21 protein-coding genes are annotated in these 23645 nt (G+C 47.8%); all 21 read left to right on the forward strand.

From position 1 onward, the window contains the following. Positions 1-286, forward strand: a 286-nt coding sequence (locus tag DWZ40_RS07040) for a response regulator (protein ID WP_147354145.1), incomplete at its 5' end; no start/stop codon positions are given. 144 nt (positions 287-430) lie between these two features. Beyond that, positions 431-3223 (forward strand): transporter substrate-binding domain-containing protein, encoded by a 2793-nt coding sequence (locus DWZ40_RS07045; protein ID WP_182431652.1) that lies wholly within the window; start codon positions 431-433, stop codon positions 3221-3223. Positions 3224-3338: 115 nt separating this feature from the next. After that, positions 3339-6167: a transporter substrate-binding domain-containing protein gene (locus DWZ40_RS07050; protein WP_118542129.1), complete on the forward strand. Its 2829-nt coding sequence runs from the start codon at positions 3339-3341 to the stop codon at positions 6165-6167. Between the two features lie 156 nt (positions 6168-6323). Continuing rightward, entirely contained in the window at positions 6324-6485 is a 162-nt protein-coding gene (locus tag DWZ40_RS19430; protein ID WP_182431653.1) for a hypothetical protein, read from the forward strand. 216 nt (positions 6486-6701) lie between these two features. Further along, complete coding sequence (gene pap / locus DWZ40_RS07055; RefSeq protein ID WP_118542131.1) at positions 6702-8180, forward strand: polyphosphate:AMP phosphotransferase; 1479 nt, start codon at positions 6702-6704, stop codon at positions 8178-8180. Continuing rightward, on the forward strand, positions 8173-8487 hold the full coding sequence (locus DWZ40_RS07060) for an MGMT family protein (RefSeq protein WP_118542133.1): 315 nt from the start codon (positions 8173-8175) through the stop codon (positions 8485-8487). The genes pap and DWZ40_RS07060 overlap by 8 nt, the downstream gene beginning before the upstream one ends. Before the next feature lie 85 nt (positions 8488-8572). Next, positions 8573-9001 carry a DUF3842 family protein gene (locus DWZ40_RS07065; RefSeq protein WP_118542135.1) on the forward strand — a complete coding sequence of 143 codons (429 nt, stop codon included), beginning with the start codon at positions 8573-8575 and terminating at the stop codon, positions 8999-9001. Positions 9002-9241: 240 nt separating this feature from the next. Further along, a complete protein-coding gene (larE, locus tag DWZ40_RS07070) occupies positions 9242-10015 on the forward strand; it encodes an ATP-dependent sacrificial sulfur transferase LarE (RefSeq protein ID WP_347560056.1) in 774 nt (257 codons plus the stop codon). Continuing rightward, positions 10012-10773, forward strand: coding sequence for a nickel pincer cofactor biosynthesis protein LarB (larB, locus tag DWZ40_RS07075; protein ID WP_118542137.1), 762 nt, complete (start codon positions 10012-10014; stop codon positions 10771-10773). Before larE ends, larB begins: the two co-directional genes overlap by 4 nt. A gap of 28 nt (positions 10774-10801) precedes the next feature. Further along, positions 10802-12316 (forward strand): nickel pincer cofactor biosynthesis protein LarC, encoded by a 1515-nt coding sequence (gene larC, locus DWZ40_RS07080; RefSeq protein ID WP_118542139.1) that lies wholly within the window; start codon positions 10802-10804, stop codon positions 12314-12316. Between the two features lie 109 nt (positions 12317-12425). Continuing rightward, complete coding sequence (locus DWZ40_RS07085; protein ID WP_118542141.1) at positions 12426-13298, forward strand: class I SAM-dependent methyltransferase; 873 nt, start codon at positions 12426-12428, stop codon at positions 13296-13298. Between the two features lie 2 nt (positions 13299-13300). Next, complete coding sequence (locus tag DWZ40_RS07090; protein WP_243035248.1) at positions 13301-14281, forward strand: ABC transporter permease; 981 nt, start codon at positions 13301-13303, stop codon at positions 14279-14281. Next, the gene (locus DWZ40_RS07095) at positions 14278-15093 is read left to right on the forward strand and encodes an ABC transporter permease (RefSeq protein ID WP_118542143.1); all 816 of its coding nucleotides are present in this window, start codon (positions 14278-14280) and stop codon (positions 15091-15093) included. Before DWZ40_RS07090 ends, DWZ40_RS07095 begins: the two co-directional genes overlap by 4 nt. A gap of 149 nt (positions 15094-15242) precedes the next feature. Next, positions 15243-16865, forward strand: a complete 1623-nt coding sequence (locus DWZ40_RS07100; protein ID WP_118542145.1) for an ABC transporter substrate-binding protein — start codon at positions 15243-15245, stop codon at positions 16863-16865. 97 nt (positions 16866-16962) lie between these two features. Then, positions 16963-17988 carry an ABC transporter ATP-binding protein gene (locus DWZ40_RS07105; protein WP_118542147.1) on the forward strand — a complete coding sequence of 342 codons (1026 nt, stop codon included), beginning with the start codon at positions 16963-16965 and terminating at the stop codon, positions 17986-17988. Between the two features lie 7 nt (positions 17989-17995). Then, positions 17996-18772 carry an ABC transporter ATP-binding protein gene (locus tag DWZ40_RS07110; RefSeq protein ID WP_243035249.1) on the forward strand — a complete coding sequence of 259 codons (777 nt, stop codon included), beginning with the start codon at positions 17996-17998 and terminating at the stop codon, positions 18770-18772. Positions 18773-18883: 111 nt separating this feature from the next. Next, the gene (locus DWZ40_RS07115) at positions 18884-19654 is read left to right on the forward strand and encodes a class I SAM-dependent methyltransferase (protein ID WP_118542151.1); all 771 of its coding nucleotides are present in this window, start codon (positions 18884-18886) and stop codon (positions 19652-19654) included. A gap of 102 nt (positions 19655-19756) precedes the next feature. Beyond that, positions 19757-20050 (forward strand): hypothetical protein, encoded by a 294-nt coding sequence (locus tag DWZ40_RS07120; protein WP_182431654.1) that lies wholly within the window; start codon positions 19757-19759, stop codon positions 20048-20050. Positions 20051-20205: 155 nt separating this feature from the next. Next, positions 20206-20670, forward strand: a complete 465-nt coding sequence (locus DWZ40_RS07125; protein ID WP_118542153.1) for an Hsp20/alpha crystallin family protein — start codon at positions 20206-20208, stop codon at positions 20668-20670. A 461-nt stretch (positions 20671-21131) separates the two neighbouring features. Beyond that, a complete protein-coding gene (locus tag DWZ40_RS07130) occupies positions 21132-21584 on the forward strand; it encodes a hypothetical protein (protein WP_147354146.1) in 453 nt (150 codons plus the stop codon). Between the two features lie 494 nt (positions 21585-22078). Next, positions 22079-23575, forward strand: coding sequence for a glycerol kinase GlpK (gene glpK / locus DWZ40_RS07140; RefSeq protein ID WP_118542159.1), 1497 nt, complete (start codon positions 22079-22081; stop codon positions 23573-23575). Positions 23576-23645 lie beyond the last annotated feature (70 nt).

A 23645-nucleotide genomic window follows, 5' to 3' on the forward strand; every position in this document is an offset into this window, starting at 1 on the left:
GAATGGGCAGGAAGCGGTTGAGCTGTTCAGAAAAAGTGAACTTGGTGAATTTGATGTCATTCTTATGGACATTATGATGCCTGTAATGAATGGTTATGAAGCCACAAAGATGATTAGGTCTCTGGACAGAGAGGATGCAAAGGAGGTACCGATCATTGCAATGACAGCAAATGCGTTCACGGAGGACAGAATAAGAGCAAAAGCAGCAGGGATGGATGAACATGTTGCTAAGCCAGTTGATGTGGAATTACTGATAAAAGTAATTCATAAATTGGTGAATGATTGATAGAGCAGTGTCAAATAAGCGGTGAAATATAGACAGGATAACTAAAATATGACATGGATACATTGGAATCATTGGATATTTTGACACTGTAAAATAGAAAAATGCAAAATTAGAGTAATTACAATGCCACGTAAAGGGATAAAAATGAATAAATCAGTATTGCAAAGAGGTATCATTTTTATATTGTGCAGCTGCATCCTTTTTTCAATCTGTCCGGTTTATGCTTTTGCAGCAGAAAATCAGAAAGAGAGAGTTGTCAGGATTGGTGTACCGGATGATACATATGATAAGATAAATGGAAATGGAAAAAGAAGCGGATACGGCTATGAATATCTGCAGAAAATCGCAGGTTATACCGGGTGGAACTATGAATATGTAGATTGTACATGGGAAAATTGTTTCGACAAATTAAAAAATGATGAGCTGGATATGATAGAAGGAATCTCTTATACGGAGAAACGGGCAGAGACTATGCTTTTTTCCGCTATTCCAATGGGAGACGAAAGATATTATGTCTATGTAAAACCCGATCATACAGACATCTCATCCTCTGACACTGCATCTTTCAATGGGAAAACGATTGGGGTGCTTATGGGTTACCTGTCGGAAATGGTATTGAACGAGTGGGAAAAGAAATATGATCTGCATACACAGCATGTCAATGTTTCAAATAATGAAGATGCTTTGAAGAAAATTGCAGACGGAGAAATTGACGTTTTTGTATCGTTAGAGGATTCCAGTCTGGATGGGTACGGAATGGTGGCCTTAACGAATCTCGGAAGTTCAAAAATATATTTTGCAATCGGCCAGAGTCATTCTGATTTAAAGACAGAGCTGGATAATGCTATGAGAAGGATCACAGATGATGATCCTTATTATGCAGATGAACTGCATAAGCAGTTTCTGTCAGTGGACAGGGTATATTTTCTGACGGGAGAAGAACAGAAATGGCTGTCAGAGCATGGAACAATCAAAATCGGTTATTTGATAAACGATGGCGGGGTCAGTACTCTTGATACAGAAACCGGAAAAGTGAGCGGCCTGATCATGGATTACAGCCAGCTTGCACAAAACTGCCTGGAAGGACAGACTTTGAAATTTGACCTGAAGGGCTATGATTCACAAGAGGATATGCAAAAAGCGTTGCATGATGGAGAAATTGATATGATTTTTCATGTGATGCAAAATACGAATGCTGCCGAAGACCTGGGCTATGATTTAACAGATACTGTCTGGAAGTACAATATGGCGGCTGCAACGGTTAAAAAGAGTTTTGATGAAAATGCTGAAAATACGGTTGCGATACCAAGAGAAGACAGTGATTTGAAGTCTTATGTTTCCTACAATTATCCACAGTGGCATGTGAAGGAATATGCTACATGGAAGGATGCAAAGAAGGCTGTTTATAATGGAAAAGCAGACTGCATGATTATGGACTTAGGCAAGTTGGAACAATATTCTGATGATAATAAACTGCATAGTGTTTTTCTGGAAAAGTACGATATGGTGTCATTTGCAGTCAGACGTGGAAACAGCATGCTGCTGTCTGTCCTGAATAAGACTATAAAAACAATGTCTGTTTCAAAATTCTCCAATGCTGTGTATATGTATGACAGTAATCTGAAGAAAGTTACGGCAAAGGAGTTTATAAGGGACAATTTCTGGGGCTTTACGGTGCTTGTTGTATCTGTTTTTTTGATCGTGCTGATACTGATACTTGGATTACTCCAAAAAGCCAGAATTGCAGAGAAAAAGGCAAAAGAGGCACAGAAGCAGGCAGAAAAGGCGAACAGTGCAAAGACAGATTTTTTGAGACATATGAGCCACGATATCCGGACACCTTTAAATGGAATTATTGGGATGATCAATATATCAGAGCGTTATTATGGCAATAAAGAAAAATTGGATGAATGTAAAGCAAAGGTAATGCAATCGATGGACTATCTGCAGTCCCTTCTGAATAATGTTCTGGATATCGGAAAAGTAGAATCTGGAACATTACAGTTGGTAAACAAGCCATTTGATCTGGTTGCAATGCTCGTAAAACAGATTTCGATTGTTGAGACAAATGCAAAGGAGTATGGTATCAGCTTTGAAGGCGGAGTTTCCATGAGTACTTTTCATCACAGATATGTTATTGGCAGTGAGGAATATCTAAACCGTCTTCTTATGAATCTTGCCGGAAATGCCGTTAAATATAACCGAAGCGGTGGTAAAGTAATCCTGTATTTCAATGAGATTTCAAGCGATGGCAAGACGGCGGTTTTTGAATTTGTATGTTCTGATACGGGACTTGGTATGAGCGAAGAATTTCAGAAACATGCATTTGAATCCTATGCCAGGGAAGGAAAAGAAACAACGAATGGATATAGTGGTGCCGGACTTGGACTTTCTATTGTAAAAGATATTGTGGACAGGATGAACGGAACAATCAAACTGGAAAGTAAAGAAAATGTAGGTACAACGTTTACCGTCACGATACCACTTGAGATTGATCATAATGCTGAGAAGGAACAGCAAAAAAAAGTGGAAAAGCCTGATCTGTCCGGTAAGAGTGTATTATTAGTTGAGGATAATGAGCTAAATCTGGAAATTGCAAAAATGCTGCTGGAAGATGAAAAGATGGTTGTGACTACGGCAGAAAATGGCGAGAAGGCTGTGGATATTGTTTCCCAGTCAGTTCCGGGCAGATTTGATTTTATTTTTATGGATATCATGATGCCGGTAATGGATGGATTAGAAGCAGCCAGACAGATAAGGACATTGAACCGTAAAGATACAAAAGAGATACCAATCATTGCGATGACAGCGAATGCATTTCAGGATGATATCAGGGACTGCATAGATGCCGGAATGAATGCACATATTGCAAAACCCATTGATAGTAAAAAAATAGAGGACACTTTGCTATTGGTTTTAAAACAGAAAATGCAGTAAGACAATTCTTTGTGTTGTGTTTCTGGCAGCCCCGGTCAGGGCGGCAGATTCAGATGAAGATATTGATGCGGCAGTGCAATTTTATGAAACCAGGAGGTTGACAAGGAGATTTAATATGATTTCGAGAGCAAAGAAATATGTGGCAGTGTTACTGGCTTTTGTATGCGTGTGTATGATATTTTCTCCCCAGACTGCATACGCAGCCGAGGACAGTTCGCAGCATGAAACTGTCAAAGTCGGTTTCTTTGCCATGGATGGTTATCATGTGATGGATGAAGAAGGCAACCGCAGCGGTTATGGCTATGATTTCCTCCGGTTGATGGCTCGTTATTGGAATGTAGATTACGAATATGTCGGATACGATCAGAGCTGGGATGATATGCAGCAGATGCTTGAAGATGGCGAGATTGACATGGTAACATCTGCCCGCAAAACACCGGACAGAGAAGAAAAGTTTGATTTTTCACGTCCGATCGGAACCAATTATGGGATGCTGACCGTCCGCAGTGACAACAGCACGATTGTGGACGGCAATTACAGCACTTACAACGGTATGCGTGTGGCGCTTTTGAACGGAAACACCCGGAATGAAGAGTTTGCGGATTTTGCAGACGACAAAGGATTTACATATGTTCCATCTTATTTTGATACGACCACAGAAATGGATGAAGCCCTTCAGAGCGAAAAAGTTGATGCGATTGTTACCAGTTCTCTGAGAAAAACAAACAATGAGCGAATCGTGGAGAAATTTGGCAGCAGCGATTTCTATGTCATTGTTAAAAAGGGCAATACAGAATTGCTGAATGAGATCAATTATGCGATCGATCAGATGAATGCGGTTGAGGGTGACTGGAAAACGACGCTTTACAATAAAAATTATGAAAGCATCGAAACTAAGAATCTGGAATATACGGAGAAAGAAAAAAGTATTATTTCACAGTATTCCAAGGACAACCCGCTTCATGTTCTGTGTGATCCGACCCGTTATCCATATTCTTATAATGAAAATGGTGAGATGAAGGGTATTATCCCGGATTACTTCCGGAAAATTGCAGACTATGCCGGGATTTCCTATGAGTTTCTTACACCTGCTACCAGAGATGAGTATATTGCTTATCAGAAAAATACGGAAACCACAGATATGAGCATCGATGCACGCCTGGAAACAGATAACTATGCTGAGACGAAAAAATGGGGGATTACTGCACCTTTCATTACGATGCAGCTGGCAAGGGTGACACGGCGTGACTTTGATGGAAAAATGAATGTTGTTGCTACTGTTGACCAGACAGCATCAAATTCAATTGAAGATGCAATGGCACCCGGTGCAGAAAAACTGATGTGCAGTACCCGACAGGAAATGATGGAAGCTGTCCGTGAGGGTAAAGCAGATGCTGCCTTCGTCTACTATTACATGGCACAGGCGTTTGTGAACAGTGACACTACGGGCACCATGACATATACTCTGCTGGAACAGCCTACATTCACCTACCGCATGGTAATTTCATCAACTGAGAACCATGCGCTGGCTGGTATTCTGACGAAAGCAATGTATGCCATGCCCCAAAATCTTGTTGAAGATCTTGCAGCACAGTATACCACATACAAAGCAACAGAGCTTACATTTGTTGACTGGATCCGTCTGCATCCTGTTGTTACTGTTTGGGTTCTTCTTATTTTTGGATGGCTGCTGACTGCTATGGCTGGGACAATGGTGCGTCTCAGTGCAAGAAAAAAAGCTCAGAAGGCGGCCCAGGAGAAAGCTGAGGAAATGGCGGAACTGGCAGAGCATGCACAGGATGCAAACAAGGCAAAAACAGCATTTCTATCACATATGTCCCATGATATGAGGACACCGATGAATGCAATCATAGGATTTACCGGTATTGCAATGAAAAACAATCCGTCAGACGAAGTGAAAAATTGTCTGGAAAAGATTGACGAAAGCTCAGAGCATTTACTGTCGCTGATCAATGATGTATTAGATCTGACCCGCATCGAAAGTGGAAAAGTGAAATACAATCCGGTACCGGCGGATGTGAAAAACATTACAGATTATGCATTGGATATTATAAAAGGCTTTCTTACGAACAGGGATATCAACTTTAAGATTCAGCGTGAAGAAGCAAAGATTCCAAATGTACTTGTGGATCCTGCACGCCTGCGTGATGTGCTGGTCAATATTTTGAGCAATGCCGTGAAATTCACTCCGGATGGAGGGACGATTACCTTTGAAGCCCGGTGTCAGGAAAAGAGCGGGGATGGATATATAAATATGCGTTACCGCATTTCGGATACTGGTATTGGCATGAGTGAGGAATTTACAAAAGAAGTTTTTGAGGAATTTGCACAGGAAGATTCCGGTGTGAGAACGCAGTACCATGGAGTTGGACTGGGGATGGCTATCGTAAAGAAGTATGTAGATATGATGGGTGGAACCATTTCCGTGCAGAGTAAAAAGCATGAGGGAACCACATTTACTGTGGATATTCCTTTGGAAATTACAGATAAGGAATGTAATAAATCAGACACAGGTTTTTCGGAAAAGGTAAATCTTACAGGTGTGAATGTCCTTCTTGCAGAGGATAATGAACTGAATGCAGAGGTTGCTGCCGTGCAGTTGGAAGAGTTCGGGATGAATGTAGAAAGAGCTGTGGATGGAAAGAATGCTGTTGAGATTTTCAGAAATCATCCGAAAGGCACATTTGATGTAATCCTGATGGATATCATGATGCCTGAAATGAATGGTTATGAAGCGACAAAAGCAATCAGGGCAATGAATGACAGACCGGATGGAAAAAACATTCCTATCATAGCAATGACAGCTAATTCATTTGCAGAAGATATTCAGGCATCACTGGATGCAGGCATGAACGCACATTTGTCAAAGCCGATTGTGATTGATGAAGTTATAAAAACGATTTTAAGGTATGTATATAATTGATTAGCAGAGGTTCATGAATTAGTGGAATACAATTGACAGGAGGACTAAAATATGACAATGCGAGAGTGCTATGAAGCTATTGGAGAAAGTAACGGAAGTATAATCGTTTTTAACTCCGAAATTAGAATGTCACCGAGTTGACCTTGGAAAAAATCATTGAAAAATCATCGGAAGCATGCATCCACCTGGGCAACAATATCTGCATCGATCCAGCCCCTGGCTGCAAAATGGGTTATCAATGCCGGAACAGGAGGAAACCTGAAGGCGATTTCAACGAACGGTATTAAGGCAACTGTAAAAGCGACACAGGCAGACTAGTGTATTAACAGATTTTCTCTAGATACCAGAAGCAATATTGTGTATAATAGACTTAACTGTTTGTGTTAACAAAGCATACAGGGGTTGAATGATACATAGAAAACCGTTGTTGTTCATGGAGCGGGAAATCCTGGATTGAAGCTCCCGTTGCCGGAGCCCTCTGGCATGTGAACAATACCGGAAAAAAGCTTTACGGGAAAGAAGGAGGATCTGTCTGTGCTAAAGGAATGGATCCCGGTCAAGATGCCGGAAGAGAAGGAACTGAAGACGAGACTTGAGGCAGCCAGAGAGAAACTTGCGGTACAGCAGCTTCAGATGAAGGAGAAGAAAGTTCCGGTTCTGGTGCTGGTAGAAGGCTGGGGAACCTCGGGTAAGGGCTCTAGCATCGGACGGGTCATCCAGAATATCGACCCGCGTTTCTTCAAGGTTTTCGATATGGAGAAAAAAAGCGAGGAGGATGCCCGTAAGCCATTTTTATACCGCCATTTTGCAAAGATTCCGGAAGCGGGAAAGTTCGTATTTTTGGATTCAGGCTGGATGAGTGAACTGACCTCTGCTTATCTTCAGGGCGAGCTTTCGGAGAAAGAATATGAAAAACGGCTGGAGAGTGTGCGCCGTTTTGAGCGCCAGCTGACGGATAACGGCTATCTGGTGGTGAAGCTGTTTTTGAATATTTCCAAAAAGGAGCAGGGGAAGCGCATCAGCCATCTGACTGAAGAGAAGGATACGCAGTGGCGCGTCAGCAGCTACGATCTGTGGCAGCATGAGCACTATGAAGATTGCGGGGAAGTGTTCGCGGATTATTTAAAGCGGACAAGCATGCCATCGGCTCCATGGTACATTATTGATGCGAAATCGAGAAAGTGGACGGAACTGCAGATCATGGAAATCCTGACCCAGGGAATCGATGTTGCCCTCAGCAACAGCCAGATGGCAGTGCCGCTGTTACAGAATGTGTTCCCGCTGGAGCGCATGCCTTTGCTTTCCGAGATCCCGCTCGATAAGACCATTACTGACGAAGAATACAAAAAAGAGTTGAAGCAGTTAAAGGAACGCCTTGGGGAGCTGCACAACCGCCTGTACCGCAAGAAGGTCCCGGTGATCATTGCTTACGAGGGCTGGGATGCCGCAGGAAAGGGTGGAAATATCAAGCGCATCACCAGTGCGCTGGACCCGCGTGGATACGAGGTGCATCCGATCGCAAGCCCGGAGCCGCACGAGAAAGCCAGACATTACCTGTGGCGTTTCTGGACCAGACTGCCCAAGACAGGTCACATTGCCATTTTCGATCGTACCTGGTATGGCCGTGTTATGGTAGAGCGGCTGGAGGGCTTCTGCAGCGAGAATGACTGGAAGCGGGCTTACCATGAGATCAATGAGTTTGAGAAGGAGCTTCATGACTGGGGCGCTGTCATCATCAAATTCTGGGTACAGATCGATAAGGATACACAGCTTGCACGTTTCACTGAGCGTCAGAATACGCCAGAAAAACAGTGGAAGATCACCGATGAAGACTGGAGAAACCGGGAAAAATGGGATCAGTACGAGCAGGCAGTAAACGAGATGATCGCGAAGACCAGCACGACCTACGCACCGTGGCACATTCTGGAATCCGTCGATAAAAAATATGCCCGCATTAAGGCAATGAAGATTGTGATCGAGGAGCTGGAGAAAGTGCTGGAAGTTCATGAGTAAACTGAACGAAAATTTTATTTATGAAATTCTGTCAGTAGTGGAGGAAATTCCAGAAGGGCGTGTTGCTTCCTATGGACAAATTGCAAAACTTATCGGTCGGGATAAAAATTCCCGGCTGGTGGGGAAAGTGTTGAGTCGGGCTGAATGGTATGGGGAGTATCCCTGCCATCGGGTTGTTAACCGTGCGGGGCGTACCGCTCCTGGCTGGTGGGAGCAGAGGCTTCTTCTGGAAGACGAGGGTGTACAATTCAAGAAAAATGGCTGTGTGGATATGAAAAATTACCAGTGGAAATGTGGAACAGAGTGAAGCCTGACTGAATGTACGGAAGCAGTTTACTCGGAGTGCAAGTGAAATATCAGAAAAAATCCATGAAAAGAGGAAGCATAATTGTATGAATATACTTGTGATTGATGCGCAGGGCGGCGGCATTGGAAAACAGATTGTGAGTGCTTTGAAAAAACGTTATCCGGAGCAGTATATCACCGCGGTGGGAACCAACAGTCTGGCTGCTTCTTCCATGTTAAAAGCAGGGGCGGATGCGGCAGCCACCGGCGAAAATCCGGTCATTGTGTGCAGCCGTAGAGCCGATGTGATCATCGGACCGGTCGGAATTGTGATTGCGGACGCACTTCTTGGCGAGATTACAGCTGCCATGGCAGCGGCTGTCGGACAAAGTCCGGCAAAGCGCATCCTGGTCCCGGTAAACCACTGCGATAACTATATCGTGGGTGTGACGGATCTGAGCATGACAAAGCTGATCGAGGGTGTGGTTGCGGAAGTCGGGAAGCTGATGGAAAGTGGAAACTGTGTTCGTAAATAAATATTTTGGGATATATAATGCCATAGAATATAAGCTGAAGTTAACTTCACATTCAACTTCTAGTTGCCATATCGGCAAAGTTATGCTATAATTCTTCTCAATTGGACAGCACGAAGCTGTTTTACAGAGGCAGAAGCTTCTGAATGGTGTTTGATTTTACGACGTATTTTTTGAAGAATGTATGCACAGGAAGGCATACGGCTTTTCCAGGAGAAGCCGCTTGCCTTCCTTTATTATTTTTTGAGAAAGAGAGGACTGGATACGATGGACTTACAGGAATTTTTCAAAGAAAACCCGAAGGTGGCACTTGCTTTTTCCGGCGGTGTGGATTCTTCTTACTTACTTTATGCAGCTATGAAATATGGGGCAGATGTGAAAGCGTACTATGTAAAGGCTCTGTTCCAGCCGCAGTTTGAGATGGATGACGCAATGCGTCTGGCAGAGCAGTTAAAGGCTCCGGTCCGTGTGCTGCGTGCGGATGTGCTGTCTGACCCGGTGGTGGTTTCCAACCCGTCTAACCGCTGCTATTACTGCAAGAAGGTCATCTTTAACATGATCATGAAGGCAGCTGCGGAAGATGGTTACACGGTATTGCTGGACGGAACCAATGCTTCTGACGATGCAGGAGACCGCCCGGGCATGAAAGCCCTGCAGGAGCTGCAGGTAAAATCTCCGCTTCGTGAATGTGGTCTAGTAAAATCCGAGATCCGCAGACTTTCCAAAGCGGGTGGTCTGTTCACCTGGGACAAACCGTCTTATGCATGCCTGGCAACCCGTATCCCGACCGGCTGTGAGATTACGGCGGAGAAGCTTCAGAAGACCGAGGCAGCAGAGAATTTCATGTTCTCCCTTGGCTTCAGCGATTTCCGTGTGCGCATGATGCCAAACGGTGCGGCAAGATTGCAGGTTCCTGCCGCCCAGCTTCCGCTTGTAATGGAAAAGCGCGAAGAGATTCTGGCAGAGCTTAAGAAAAGCTATCCGGCAGTGCTTCTGGACCTGGAGGTTCGCGTATGAATAGTGAGATCAGAAAAACATTAGAGGCCGTGAAAAACGGTGAACTTTCGGTTGATGATGCGCTCCTTGCCATCAAAAAGGAGCCGTTTGAGGATATCGGTTATGCCAAAGTAGACCTGCACCGTGGAATTCGCCAGGGTGCCGCAGAGGTGATCTACGGAGCCGGAAAGACACCGGAGCAGATGATCGGAATTATCGGAGCAATGCTGGAGCATGAGGTGCAGACCATCCTGATCACCCGGCTTTCACCGGAAAAGGCAGAAGAAATCCAAAAAACTTATCCTCAGCTGGATTACCGGAAGGATGCAAAGATTGGTACGATCGGACAGTTCCCGGCAGCAGACGGCATGGGAAAAATCGTGGTGGCAACAGCAGGAACCTCGGACATTCCGGTAGCTGAGGAGGCTGCACTGACTGCGGAAGCACATGGAAATGAGGTTGTGCGTCTGTACGATGTAGGCGTAGCCGGACTTCACCGTCTGCTGGCTCATATGGATGATATCATGAGTGCGTCGGTGATCATTGCCATTGCCGGAATGGAAGGCGCCCTGGCCAGCGTGATCGGCGGTCTGGCAGACTGCCCGGTCATTGCTGTGCCGACCAGCATCGGATATGGTGCGTCCTTTGGCGGTGTTTCTGCACTGTTATCGATGCTGAATTCCTGCGCCAGCGGGGTATCGGTGGTAAATATCGATAATGGTTTTGGTGCCGGATACCTGGCAAGCATGATCAACCATATGGCTGAGGCGAGGAAATAGAGAGTAATCGGGAAACGAGGAAAGACAGATGAAAACATTATATTTACAGTGCAACATGGGCGCTGCAGGGGATATGCTGACTGCTGCGCTGTTAGAACTGATGCCAGATCCGGATGCCGTAGTAGAGGAATTAAACGGTCTGGGAATTCCGGGTGTGGAATTTGTGAAGGAGCCGATGAGCAAGTGCGGCATTGGCGGAACCCATATGAGTGTGCTGGTGCATGGAGAAGAAGAGTCGGAGGAGATGTTCCACCACCATCATGAGCATGAACACGATCATGAGGGACATGAGCACGGCCATGGGGACCACGAGCACAGTCATGAGGACCACGAGCATAGTCATGAGGACCACGAGCACAGCCACGAAGAGCATGAGCACAGCCATGAGGAGCATGAGCACAGCCACGAGGGCCATGAGCATGACCACGAAGGGCATGAGCACGACCATGAAGGTCATGAGCACAGTCACGAAGGTCATGCACATCATCATGAGCACAGCTGCGAGGAGCATGACCACCACCATGACCATGTGCACATGCACGAAGAGCATGACCATGCACATGATCACGAGCATACACACGATCATGACCACGAGCATACGCACCATCATCACCATAGCAGCCTCCACGACATCGAGCACATTGTGTGTGATCATCTGAATCTTCCGGAGCAGGTGAAACAGGATGTTATGGCAGTCTACGGTCTGATCGCTGAGGCAGAGAGCCATGCGCACGGAGTCCCGGTAACCGAGATTCATTTCCATGAAGTCGGTACCATGGATGCCATTGCAGATATTACGGCTGTCTGTCTGCTGATGAACCGCATTGCTCCGGAACAGGTCATTGTTTCTCCGGTTCATGTGGGAAGCGGACAGGTGCGCTGTGCGCACGGCATTTTGCCGGTTCCGGCTCCGGCCACTGCCTATATTTTAAATGGAGTGCCGATTTACGGCGGAGCGGTAAAGGGAGAACTTTGCACACCGACCGGCGCTGCGCTCTTAAAGCATTTTGCAACCCGCTTTGGAGACATGCCGGTGATGCGTACCGAGGCAATCGGTTATGGCATGGGCAAGAAGGATTTTGAGGTGGCAAACTGTGTCCGTGCAATCCTTGGCGAGACAGAGGATGCCGGCGATACCATTGCGCAGCTGGAGTGTAATGTAGATGACATGACTGCAGAAGAACTGGGCTTTGCCATGGAAACCATTCTGGCAGCCGGTGCGCTGGAGGTCTACACGGTGCCGGTCGGCATGAAGAAATCCAGACCGGGTACGCTGCTGAGCGTGCTGTGTCATGAGGACCAGAAAGAAAAACTGGTGCAGGTGATCTTCAAAAATACGACAACGATCGGCGTGCGGGAGCACAGTTGCAGCCGCTATACCTTAAAGCGCAGCTTTGAAACCGTGCACACGCCATATGGAGAGGTTCAGAAGAAAGTTTCTTCCGGTTACGGTGTGACGCGGGAGAAGTATGAGTATGAGGATCTGGCGCGGATCGCCAGAGAGCAGGGCATGTCCCTTGCTGAAGTGAAAAAGCAGATTTAGGGCGACAGAGCTGCGGCTGTGGGGAGCAGCTGCAGAGAGAAAATGGCAGAAAGCCGCCAAAGAAGAATGAAGGCAGTAAAAGCAGCCGCGAAAACGAAATGGCAGAACGTTGCCAGGAGGAATCCAGGCAGTAAAAGCAGCTATTAGAACGAAACGGCAGAAAACTGCCAGAAGAACGGGAGAACAGGGAATCGTGCAGGATCAGATGAAACAGGATGAAATTTTAGATGCGCTGACGTCTTATTGGACGGATCGGGCGCAAAGCTACAGCGCACAGAATATTGCGGAGATGAATGACTGGCGGAGACAGGCATGGAGAGAACTGATTCTCTCCCATGCACCAAAAAAGGAGTGCCTGCGTATTCTGGATATTGGGACAGGCCCAGGATTTTTTGCCATTAACCTGGCGCTTGCCGGGCACGAAGTGACGGCGGTCGATGTAACGGAAGAGATGCTTGCGTATGCAAAAAAGAATGCCGAAAGCTATGGCGCGAAGGTGAATTTTGTCCTTCACCGGGGAGAATTTTTGCCGTTTGAGGATGGCAGCTTTGACCTGATCGTCAGCCGCAATGTGGTCTGGAATCTGGAATATCCGCAGCAGGCCCTTGCGGAATGGGCGCGTGTCCTTGCACCGGGCGGCCGTATGGTTTATTTTGATGCCAACTGGTATTTATATCTATATGACGAGGAACTTCGTGCACAGAAGAAGGCGGCCGAGAAAGCTTTCCGAGAAAAATATCCGGTTCACAATTATGCCGGAGACCTTCCGAAATCGCGTGTTTTGGAGCTGGAGCAAACGGCGTATGCGCTTCCTCTTTCCAGGGAAAAAAGACCGGAATGGGACAGAGCCGTGTTGGAAAAACTGGGAATGCGAATTGTGAAGGTGATCGACGATATTGGTCCGGGCGTACAGGACCCGTTAGACTGGGAGCGTGACAATCCGATCCATACGTTTATGGTTTGCGCAGAGAAGGAGAAGTAACTATGTCGGTTGTACGCATTGATCGAACCAGTCATCCGCTGCTTCGCTATACGGTGAGACGGATGATGTCTCTTATCCCGGTGCTGATCGGGGTTACCTTGTTGACTTATGGTCTTATGTATCTTTCCCCGCAGGATCCGGTCGAGATGATGCTTCAGGGACAGGGAACAGCACCGGACCCGGAGGTCGTAGAGGCAATGCAGCATCAGCTGGGACTGGACCGGCCGTTTCTGGTCCAGTATTTTGACTGGTTGTACCGGTTTGTTTGTGGCGATATGGGGGTATCGTACCTGGATGGTGCCCCGGTGGTGGGAAAACTACTGTCCGCGCTGCCGAACACCTTAAAACTGACAGCGGCATCGGTGCTTGTGACAGTTCTTTTTTCGGTTCCACTTGGCGTTCTGACGGCGGTGAAACAGGGAAAAACGGCAGATATTCTGGTTCGTTTCTTTAGTTTTATTGGCAACAGTCTGCCGAATTTTATCGTGTCATTGCTGCTTCTGTATGTGCTGGCGTTAAAGCTTGGCTGGTTTCCGATCCTTTCTACCGATTCATGGGATAGTCTGGTGCTTCCAACACTGGCCCTGGCAATTCCGATGACCGGAAAATATATCCGTCAGGTTCGGGCAGCGGTTCTGGAGCAGTTGCAGAAATCTTATGTAAACGGTGCATATTCCCGGGGACTGCATCCGGGAATGGTGATCTTTTCTTATGTGCTTCGCAATGCAATGACAACGATCATCACGCTGCTGTCTATGTCGGTGGGCTCCCTGCTGGGTGGAACGGCAGCGGTTGAAGTGATCTTTTCCCTTCCGGGAATGGGATACATGGTAACCAGTGCGGTCACAGCCCGCGATTACCCGGTCATTCAGGCGTTTGTTGTCTGGATGAGTGTCATCTATCTGCTGATCAACCTCTTGACGGATCTCTTCTATTCTTATATGGATCCGCGGATCAGTGCCGGAATGGAGGGAAAATCATGAAGCGTTCAGTGACTTGGACAAAACGGAAGATGATGTTTTACCTGATCTTATTTATTGCTTTATGTCTGTTTAGTCTGGTTTCGGTCCATCTGGCTCCGCATGATGCGGAGCTGGTTAATCTGCTTGCCGCAAAACGTCCGCCGGATGCTGAATATCCGATGGGGACAGACTGGCTGGGACGATGTATTTTATCCCGCCTGCTGGCAGGAGCATACAGTTCGATCTTTGCCTCTCTTTTGATCGTGGGATTATCGATGCTTGTTGGCTGTTCCATAGGACTTGTCAGCGGATATGCAGGTGGTATGACCGATGAAATCCTCATGCGTATTGTAGATGTGTTCCTGGCGTTTCCGGGTATTGTGCTGTCCATTGCGGTAGCAGGAATGTTGGGTCCCGGACTGAAAAACGGAATCATTGCGCTGGCGGCGACCAGCTGGACTCAGTATGCGCGTCTGACGCGAAGTTATGTGCTTTCTATCCGGCAGGAAAATTATGTTAAGGCGGCGATCCTAAACGGGCAGAGCAGTGCTGCAATTTTGTGGCGCCATATCTTTCCGAATGCGATCCGCCCGGTTGTTGTGACAGGAACGCTGCATCTGAGCAGTGCCATGCTGAGTATTTCCGGACTGAGTTTCCTTGGGCTTGGCTCTTCCACCGCAGAGTGGGGCAGTATGCTTTCGGAAGGACGCAGTCTGATGCAGCAGTGTCCGTGGGTCGTACTGTATCCGGCGCTTGCCATTTTTCTGGTTACGATCCTGTTTAATCTGCTGGGAGACAGTGTGCGTGACGCGTTGGACCCAAAAACCAGATGAAGATCAGAAACTGTGTGAATCACGAAGGAATGCCTGCCGATGCCTGGTGTTTCGGACCAGCAAAATTTTAGTGTAGGGGCAGGCACGAATAGACAACAGAAAAAATTGAAAAATAGAACAAATAGAATTGGAAAGGTAGGAAAAAGTATATGAAAAAAACAATCCTGGCAGGTTTGGCGATCACAGCAATCTTAAGTCTTGCAGCCTGTGGATCGAAAACAACGATCGAAAACGGGAATGCGGTAAATGAAACAGCGGCTTCTGATGCAGCAGCTGGTTCTGGTGCGGACGATCATTCGGAAGCAGCATCTTCGGATACAGGCGCAGATACCCGCAGCGATTTTATCTTTGGCGATTATGTCGGCAATGTCGATCCGGCTTCCGGTGCGTATGCCTGGGTCGGCATGCGTACCGGTGTTATGGAATCATTGTTCCGGTTCGATGAAAATTTAAACGTAGAAAAAAATCTGGTAAAAGACTACTCGGTTTCAGAGGATGGTCTGGTCTGGACCATCGAGCTGCGCGATGGGGTGCTTTTTCAGAGCGGAAATCCCATGGATGCGGAAGCGGTAAAGGAATCTTTGCTGCGTACCTGTTCCCTGCAGAGCCGTGCGGCGCAGGAATTAAATATCGCATCCATCGACGCAGAGGGCAATACTTTAAAGATCACAACCAATACACCGAATCCGATTTTACCAAACTGCCTGTGTGACCCGTATTCCGGTATTGTGGATGTGCAAAACCTGGATGCAGAAGGCAATGCAACGGTAGGAACCGGGCCGTTTAAACTGGTAGAGTATGTTGAAAACCAGCGCATGGAGCTGGATGCCTTTGATGATTACTGGGATGGAAAACCGGCAAGCAAGCATGTGACGATCCGCGCCATCAACGATCTGGATGCTTCCAGCATGGCGCTGCAGAAGGGGGAGCTGGATGCCTGCTATGGTCTGTCTTACGACGCCCGTGACTTATTTGATGGCACAAAGGGATTCAAGATTTCCCAGGCTGCGACCTCCCGTGTATACAAGGTTTATTTTAACCTGGAACATGAATTTACCGCAGACCCGGTATTCCGGAAAGCCATCTGCATGGCAGTGGACCGTGAGAATTATGCGAAGGTACTTGTGAACAGAGCGGGAACCCCGACCAAGACCACATTCCCTGCGGTTACTGCATTCAGTGATGAGACATCCCTGACGAATGTACCGGATTTCGATATGGAAGGTGCAAAGAAATTGCTGGCGGATCATGGCTATACGGACTCTGACGGAGATGGAGTTTTGGATAAAGATGGCAAAAAGGTATCCCTTCAGATCATTACCTATGGCCGTACCGGTCTGCCGCAGAGCAGCCAGGCATTGCAGTCTGCCTTAAGCCAGCTTGGCATCGAGGCAGGCGTAGAACAGTTAGACAGCACAGAAGACCGTGGTCATGCAGGAACCTTTGATTTAAGTGTTTACGCAGAGGTAACACTTCCGACCGGCGACCCTTATTCCTACCTGATGAATAGCTACGGAACGGGCGGCACCAACAATTTCGGAAGATATTCCAATGCAGAGGTCGATGCCCTGCTTGGAGAACTTGCTGTGGAATTTGATACGGACAAGCGTGCAGAGCTTGCAAAGCAGATCGACGAGATCGTGCTGTCAGATAATTCTTATTGCAATATGTTCCATTTAAATATGTATATGGCAATGAAGGATACCGTGGAGGGACTGACACAGTCACCGGTGGATTATTACCATATCACGGCAAAGACCTGTGTAAAGTAACTGTCTTGCAGGCCTTTGCATGGCAAGGCACGGGGAAGCAGAGTAATATCGTGTTGTTGTTAGAAAACTCAGATGACAGGGGAAGGAGGAGATTTTTGTGGAACAGGAAATGCAGTTGAGGAGTGCAATGAATCCGGAATTGGAAACTCAGTCAGAATGTGCAATGCAGTCGGAACAGGAAGTGCAACCGGAATGTGCAGTGCAGCCGGAACAGAATGCACTGCTGGAATTAAAAAATCTGTCGGTGCGCTATGCAGACGGTTCCGACTCGGTTCTGCAAGACATCAGCCTTTCCCTTCATAAAGAGGAAATCATCTGTGTGATCGGGGAAAGCGGATCGGGGAAGAGCACACTGTTCCAGTCGATTCTGCAGTTATCAGACCGGGTCATGGTTACGGAAGGCAATGTGCAGTTCCGTGGTGAGAACCTGTATGAGACAGCGACCCGGAAACCTGGGAGAACCAATGCTTCAGAATGCGCAGACTGTTTTCCGGCTGGGAGAGAAGCCTGCCGGTCTGTAAGAAGAACGCTTTGGAATCGGAGAAAACGGCGGTTTGGAACCGGTATGCTTCGCAGCATCCGCGGTACCGGAATCGGTGTTGTATTCCAGGAGCCGGGCGCATCCCTTGATCCTACCCGCAAAATCTGGAGACAGTTTTATGATGCCATGCACGCGCATGATAAACGAGTGCAAAAGGCAGATGCAAGGAATCGGGCAGCAACGCTGCTCAAACAGATGGAGTTTTCGGACCCCGACCGGATCCTCGACAGCTGTCCGGCACAGCTGTCCGGTGGAATGAACCAGAGAATCGCGATCGCCCTGTCCATGGTCCTGGAGCCGGAAGTTCTTCTGGCAGATGAACCGACCAGTGCGCTGGATGTTACCGTGCAGGCGCAGGTTGTCCATGAGCTGATGGAATTGAGAAGACAGTATGGGACCGCCATTCTTCTGATCACGCACAATATGGGCGTCGCAGCGAAGATGGCAGACCGGATCGTGGTGATGAAAAGCGGGCAGATCGTGGAATGCGGCACCAGGGAAGAAGTATTGAAGTATCCAAAGCATTCGTACACAAGGGAACTGCTGGAAGCCGTTCCAAAGCTTATGAAGACCAGGAGGTGAAGCTATTTTGCGATCAGTCATGCAGCCGATATTGGAAGCAACGCACATCACAAAGACATTTCATGAGCATGGCGGCAGCCGGTTTCGTGCAGTCAACGACATTTCTCTTACCGTAAGAGAAGGCGAGTGCGTTGGAATTGTTGGAGAGAGTGGTTCGGGAAAATCAACCATGGCGCGCATTGTGACCCGCCTGATCTTGCCGGACAGTGGTTCGGTAAAGCTGTGCGGGGAGGAACTGACTACAGCAAAGGGAGCTGCCCTGCGTGCAGCTTACCGAAACATGAAGATGATCTTTCAGGAACCGCGCAGCTCGTTTGATCCGCGTTTAACACTGGGGGAGAGTATTTGTGAAGCCTTAAAACCGGTTATGGCAGACAAAAAAGCACGCATGGAAGCGGCCGGACGGCTGCTTTGCAGCGTCAGCCTGAATGAAGACTTTCTCAGCTTTTACCCGGGGCAGGTCAGCGGCGGCGAATGCCAGCGCGCCGCGATCGCACGGGCATTGGCGCAAAAACCAAAGCTGTTGATCTGTGATGAGGCAACCTCTGCACTGGATGTGTCCGTGCAGGCACAGATCATAGCACTTTTGAATGAAATCCGGCGGGAACAGCAGCTTTCCCTCCTGTTTATTTCCCATGATCTGGCGTTGGTCAGCAGCTTTTGCGACCGGCTTTATGTCCTTTATGAAGGAAAGGTTGTGGAAGAAGGGGAGACTGCGCAGGTGATTCAAAATCCAAGACAGCCGTATACGAAAAAGCTGATCGATTCGGTGTTATCTGTGTAGGGAAAACGTTGCTGTTTGCGCAAAGCGTAGAGAGGAACGAGAAAGCTGTCTGCGGATTCATCTGGAATTGCAGCCAGGAAAAGATAGATAGAAAGACGAGGAAATTTTGTAATGCTAACACAGGAACAGATCAATGCAGACTGGACCGTCCGGTCTGATAATTACAATCATTATGTGGAAGAAGAATTTGCCACGGACCGTCCGCAAAAATGGCTGGAGCTGATCGAGTCCCAGGCACCGGACCAGCGTCCGCTTCGGATTCTGGATGCCGGATGCGGTCCGGGCTTTTTTTCTGTCCTGTTATCAAAGGCCGGACACCAGGTGACGGGCATTGACGGTTCCGAAGGAATGCTGGAGCACGCCAGAAAAAATGCGGAACATTACAGGGTATCACCGGAGCTTTTGAAGGGAGATTTCGGTGCCCTGCCATTTCCAAACGATACCTTTGATCTGGTGATCAGCCGGAATGTGACCCACATCATAAGAGAGCATCTGAAGGTATACGGGGAGTGGCTGCGGGTCTTAAAACCGGGCGGCGTGCTCCTGATCTTCGATGCCAACTGGCATCTGCCGTATCAGCTGGGACCGGTGCGGGACGAGGCGATCCGCCGCGAGCGTGAAGGTCTGGAAAAATACGGAAGGGGCTATACCCATGACGGTTCCTACGAATACATCGACAGTGAACTGGAGCCGGAAAATTACCGGGTATTCGGAAACGCGCTGCGCCCGGATTTTGACATGGGTGTACTCAGACAGCTCCCGTGCACCGACATCTCCTTTGTGCGGGATGTCACAAAAGAACTCTGGAGTGAACGCGAGAAGTTTTTTTATGGCGCAACGCCGCTGTATATGTTGCGGGCGGTGAAAAAACGGACGAAATAGGGGGATATTCATTTGGAAAAGCGGAGAAAATTTCAACACAAAAGAAAGCGCTTTTGATCACGTGTGCATGACAGACGGGAAAAACATTTGTAATCCGGCAGTATGCGAAAAGCACAGGGAAAAATCTGGCTGAAAGAAGCCGGTGTGGCATTGCCGGTGTATTGTGCTTCGGAACCAGCATTGCCATTACTTCTCTCACGGTCAACAAATTTATTCAAGTTATTTGCTTCCAATGTCGGTCTTTTAGCTTCTATGTATATGGATGGTTTGCAGCTTCGTATTCTGAACAAGGAAGTAGATATTAACTTTGGATCGGTTTATGAAAATGTAATCGCGCAGGACAAGACATGCGGCGTTCACAAAATCTTCACAAAAAAATTAGCACTCACCCCTTGACAGTGCCAATAATGCGTGCTATATTACATGTAGAACAAAGGAAGGGGATACAGAGGGAACAAAGAAAGAGGTTCCCGGGAGTCCCTGAAAAATCCTGGTTCCAAAGAAACAAGGTTAAGCATAGAGAAGCTTAGATAGAAAAGGAGAGATGACTTATGTTAATGCCGAGTATTTTTGGTGAGGATATGTTTGATGATTTTATGAGAGATTTTCCATTCTTCGATGAGAACGCTGGAAATAAGATAGAGAAAAAACTTTACGGACGTCATGCAAAGAACATGATGAAGACCGACATTAAGGAACTGGAAGGTGGCTATGAGCTGGAGATGGATCTTCCAGGATTCACCAAAGACGAGATCACCGCAGAGCTGAAGGATGGTTACTTAACCATCAGCGCATCCAAGGGACTTGATAAGGACGAGCAGGAGAAAGAAACCGGTAAGTATATCCGCCGTGAACGTTATGCCGGTGCGTGCCAGCGTTCCTTCTACGTTGGTGAAGACATCACTGAGCAGGATATCAAGGCCGAGTTCAAGCACGGCATCCTGAAACTGTTTGTTCCGAAGAAGGAAGCAAAACCGGCGGTAGAAACCAAGAAGTATGTTACCATTGAAGGTTAATGCGTAAGCAGGCTGAGATGGCTGCAGAACCGCATGAAAGAAAGTAAATAAAAAGTCCACGGGCCAGTAAATTGCTGGTCTGTGGACTTTTTGCCTGTATGATAGGAAATTGCGTCCTATCATACAAAAACGCTCCGCGAGGATGCGCACTCGGCGCAAAGGCAGATGGTTGCCGAAGCAACCGCGCCTCGGCGCGAGAATGTGCAAAGGCACATTCTTTTTTCACCTGTAAAAGCCAGACTCCGGTTTCTGTCCCATATCTGCAGTCTCCATACTTTTATCTTAAGAAAAAAGTTTCCTTTCTTCATAAAATGATGACAATTTGGACACAATTTTATTGTTTAATAGGAGTGGCTGTGGAGATAGACACAGTTACAGATCGCATATGCATCAGCAGCCGGAAATGCTTTCAGATCGAGAAAAAACAGATTCCGTCTGCTGAAAAAAGAAAGGTGGTTAAAATGAAAAAAAGAGCATTGATTATGATGAGCACCGCAATGGTCATGGTATTTGCAGCAGCTTGTTCTTCAAAAAATACCCCGTCTGCTACAGCAAGCGAGACAACGGCTGCAGTGGCAGAGACAACACAGCAGGAGGCCACAAAGGCAGAAAGCACAGCCTCTGCTGAGAGTCTGAACACAGATGAAGCAAAGGATTCAGAGGAATCTAAGGCAGATTCTGCCGCAGATCAGGAAGAAGCAAGCATGACAGGCACGATCAGCGACATCAAGGATTTCATGTTTACCATCACATTTGATGGTCAGGATTACGGCTTCAGCTTTGATCAGAATGAGAAGCCGCAGGGGTTAGACAGTGTAAAGGATGGTGATACCGTGATGGTAACCTATACCGGTACGGTAAATACCGTGGATGCTTTCACGGGAAAAATCCTTTCTGTTGAAAAAGTAGACTAAGAGGAAACCGTTTGGCAGGTCTGTAAAGTGAATGCGCAGACCTGCCAAATAGCATTATATGATTCAGGAAGCACTGCAGGAATCTACCGTAATGGTATAGCAGCTGCTTCCTTTTTTTATTACTGTTCCATCACTCTTTTTGATGATGACGTTTGCACTGTTCTCACCGCCGTTGCTTCCGCTCTTGCCCCAGCCGCGTTTGTTGGCATTTCCGGTGCATTTTAAGAAGAAGTCATTGAATCAACTGTACGAGTGCGAAAAAAAATGGTATGATGCAAGAAAGCAGAAAAACGGGCTGACTGGACTGGAGGACCGGATATGCTGACTGGACTCCGGAGCAGATTATTATCTGACCAAGCCCTTTGGAGCTGCTGCTATCCAAGGTCTGGGGCTACGATGCGGGTGTAGGAGAGAGGGAAAACAGCTTTATCGTTGAGTTTTAAGGATAATAGAGTAATAATCAGACAAAATCTCATATAAAGGGGGAACCAATCATGGCAGATTATATTATGGCACTGGACGCGGGGACAACCAGCAACCGCTGTATTCTTTTCAATAAAAAGGGCGAGATCTGCAGCATGGCGCAGCGGGAATTTCACCAGTATTTTCCACAGCCGGGCTGGGTGGAGCATGACGCGGATGAGATCTGGGCCAGCATGCTGGGAGTGGCCGTGGAGGCTATGAGCCGCATTGGCGCAGAAGCAGCAGACATTGCGGCAATCGGTATCACCAATCAGAGAGAAACCACCATTGTATGGGATAAGGAGACTGGTGAACCCATTGCCCACGCCATTGTCTGGCAGTGCCGCCGTACCGCAGCCTACTGCGATTCTCTGAAGGAACAGGGCTATATGGACAGCTTCCGGAAGAAAACGGGACTTGTCATTGACGCGTATTTTTCCGCTACCAAGATCAAATGGCTGTTAGACCATGTGCCGGGAGCAAGGGAGCGGGCGGAAAAGGGCGAGCTTTTGTTTGGCACCGTGGAAACCTGGCTGATCTGGAAGCTGACCAGGGGCACGGTACATGTAACCGATTATTCCAATGCTTCCCGTACGATGCTGTTCAATATCAATACGCTGCAGTGGGATGATGAAATCTTAAAGATCCTGGATATTCCGAAATGCATGCTGCCGGAGCCAAAGCCGTCAAGCTGCGTATACGGAGAGACAGATCCTTCTTATCTGGGTGGAGCCATTCCCATTGCCGGGGCGGCAGGTGACCAGCAGGCGGCGCTGTTCGGTCAGACCTGTTTTGAGGCGGGTGAAGCGAAGAATACCTATGGAACAGGCTGTTTCCTGCTCATGAACACCGGAGAAAAGCCGGTATTCTCCCGAAACGGGCTGGTCACCACCATTGCCTGGGGACTGGACGGAAGGGTGAATTATGCGCTGGAGGGTTCCATCTTCGTAGCCGGGGCGGCGGTCCAGTGGCTGCGGGATGAGCTGCGGCTGATCGATTCGGCAGAGGATTCCGAGTATATGGCAAAAAAAGTGAAGGATACCAACGGCTGCTACGTGGTTCCGGCCTTCACCGGCCTTGGGGCGCCACATTGGGATCAGTACGCCAGAGGAACTATTGTGGGTATTACCCGGGGCGTGAACAAATACCACATCATCCGGGCCACGCTGGAGTCTATCGCCTACCAGGTACACGACGTACTGGTGGCCATGAAAGCGGATTCCGGTATTGACCTGACTTCCCTGAAGGTAGATGGCGGAGCCAGTGCCAACAATTTCCTGATGCAGACCCAGGCAGACTTCATTCAGGCACCGGTCAGACGCCCGGCCTGTGTGGAAACAACAGCCATGGGTGCGGCCTATCTGGCAGGTCTGGCCGTCGGTTACTGGAAGAATCAGGAAGAAGTCAAGGAAAATCAGGAAACAGACCGGATCTTTATGCCGGAACTGGATGAAAAGACCCGCAGGACTATGGTCCGCGGGTGGGAGAAAGCAGTGCGCTACGCATACGGCTGGGCGCGGGAACGCTGAGTGCCACAACAGGATCAGGCTGTCGGAAGTGCAATTTGGCGATAAAAAACACCGGAGCGCTGGGCAGAAG

Source organism: Clostridium sp. AF32-12BH, from assembly GCF_003477935.1.
Taxonomy (GTDB): domain Bacteria; phylum Bacillota; class Clostridia; order Lachnospirales; family Lachnospiraceae; genus Brotaphodocola.

What these genes read in the sequence shown, in the direction of transcription:
- DWZ40_RS07045 (WP_182431652.1), top strand. Translation starts at nt 431, where the DNA reads ATGAATAAATCAGTATTGCAAAGAGGTATCATTTTTATATTGTGCAGC.
- DWZ40_RS07050 (WP_118542129.1), top strand. Translation starts at nt 3,339, where the DNA reads ATGATTTCGAGAGCAAAGAAATATGTGGCAGTGTTACTGGCTTTTGTA.
- DWZ40_RS07060 (WP_118542133.1), top strand. Translation starts at nt 8,173, where the DNA reads ATGAGTAAACTGAACGAAAATTTTATTTATGAAATTCTGTCAGTAGTG.
- DWZ40_RS07065 (WP_118542135.1), top strand. Translation starts at nt 8,573, where the DNA reads ATGAATATACTTGTGATTGATGCGCAGGGCGGCGGCATTGGAAAACAG.
- larB (WP_118542137.1), top strand. Translation starts at nt 10,012, where the DNA reads ATGAATAGTGAGATCAGAAAAACATTAGAGGCCGTGAAAAACGGTGAA.
- larC (WP_118542139.1), top strand. Translation starts at nt 10,802, where the DNA reads ATGAAAACATTATATTTACAGTGCAACATGGGCGCTGCAGGGGATATG.
- DWZ40_RS07090 (WP_243035248.1), top strand. Translation starts at nt 13,301, where the DNA reads ATGTCGGTTGTACGCATTGATCGAACCAGTCATCCGCTGCTTCGCTAT.
- DWZ40_RS07095 (WP_118542143.1), top strand. Translation starts at nt 14,278, where the DNA reads ATGAAGCGTTCAGTGACTTGGACAAAACGGAAGATGATGTTTTACCTG.
- DWZ40_RS07100 (WP_118542145.1), top strand. Translation starts at nt 15,243, where the DNA reads ATGAAAAAAACAATCCTGGCAGGTTTGGCGATCACAGCAATCTTAAGT.
- DWZ40_RS07115 (WP_118542151.1), top strand. Translation starts at nt 18,884, where the DNA reads ATGCTAACACAGGAACAGATCAATGCAGACTGGACCGTCCGGTCTGAT.
- DWZ40_RS07120 (WP_182431654.1), top strand. Translation starts at nt 19,757, where the DNA reads ATGCGAAAAGCACAGGGAAAAATCTGGCTGAAAGAAGCCGGTGTGGCA.
- DWZ40_RS07125 (WP_118542153.1), top strand. Translation starts at nt 20,206, where the DNA reads ATGTTAATGCCGAGTATTTTTGGTGAGGATATGTTTGATGATTTTATG.
- DWZ40_RS07130 (WP_147354146.1), top strand. Translation starts at nt 21,132, where the DNA reads ATGAAAAAAAGAGCATTGATTATGATGAGCACCGCAATGGTCATGGTA.
- glpK (WP_118542159.1), top strand. Translation starts at nt 22,079, where the DNA reads ATGGCAGATTATATTATGGCACTGGACGCGGGGACAACCAGCAACCGC.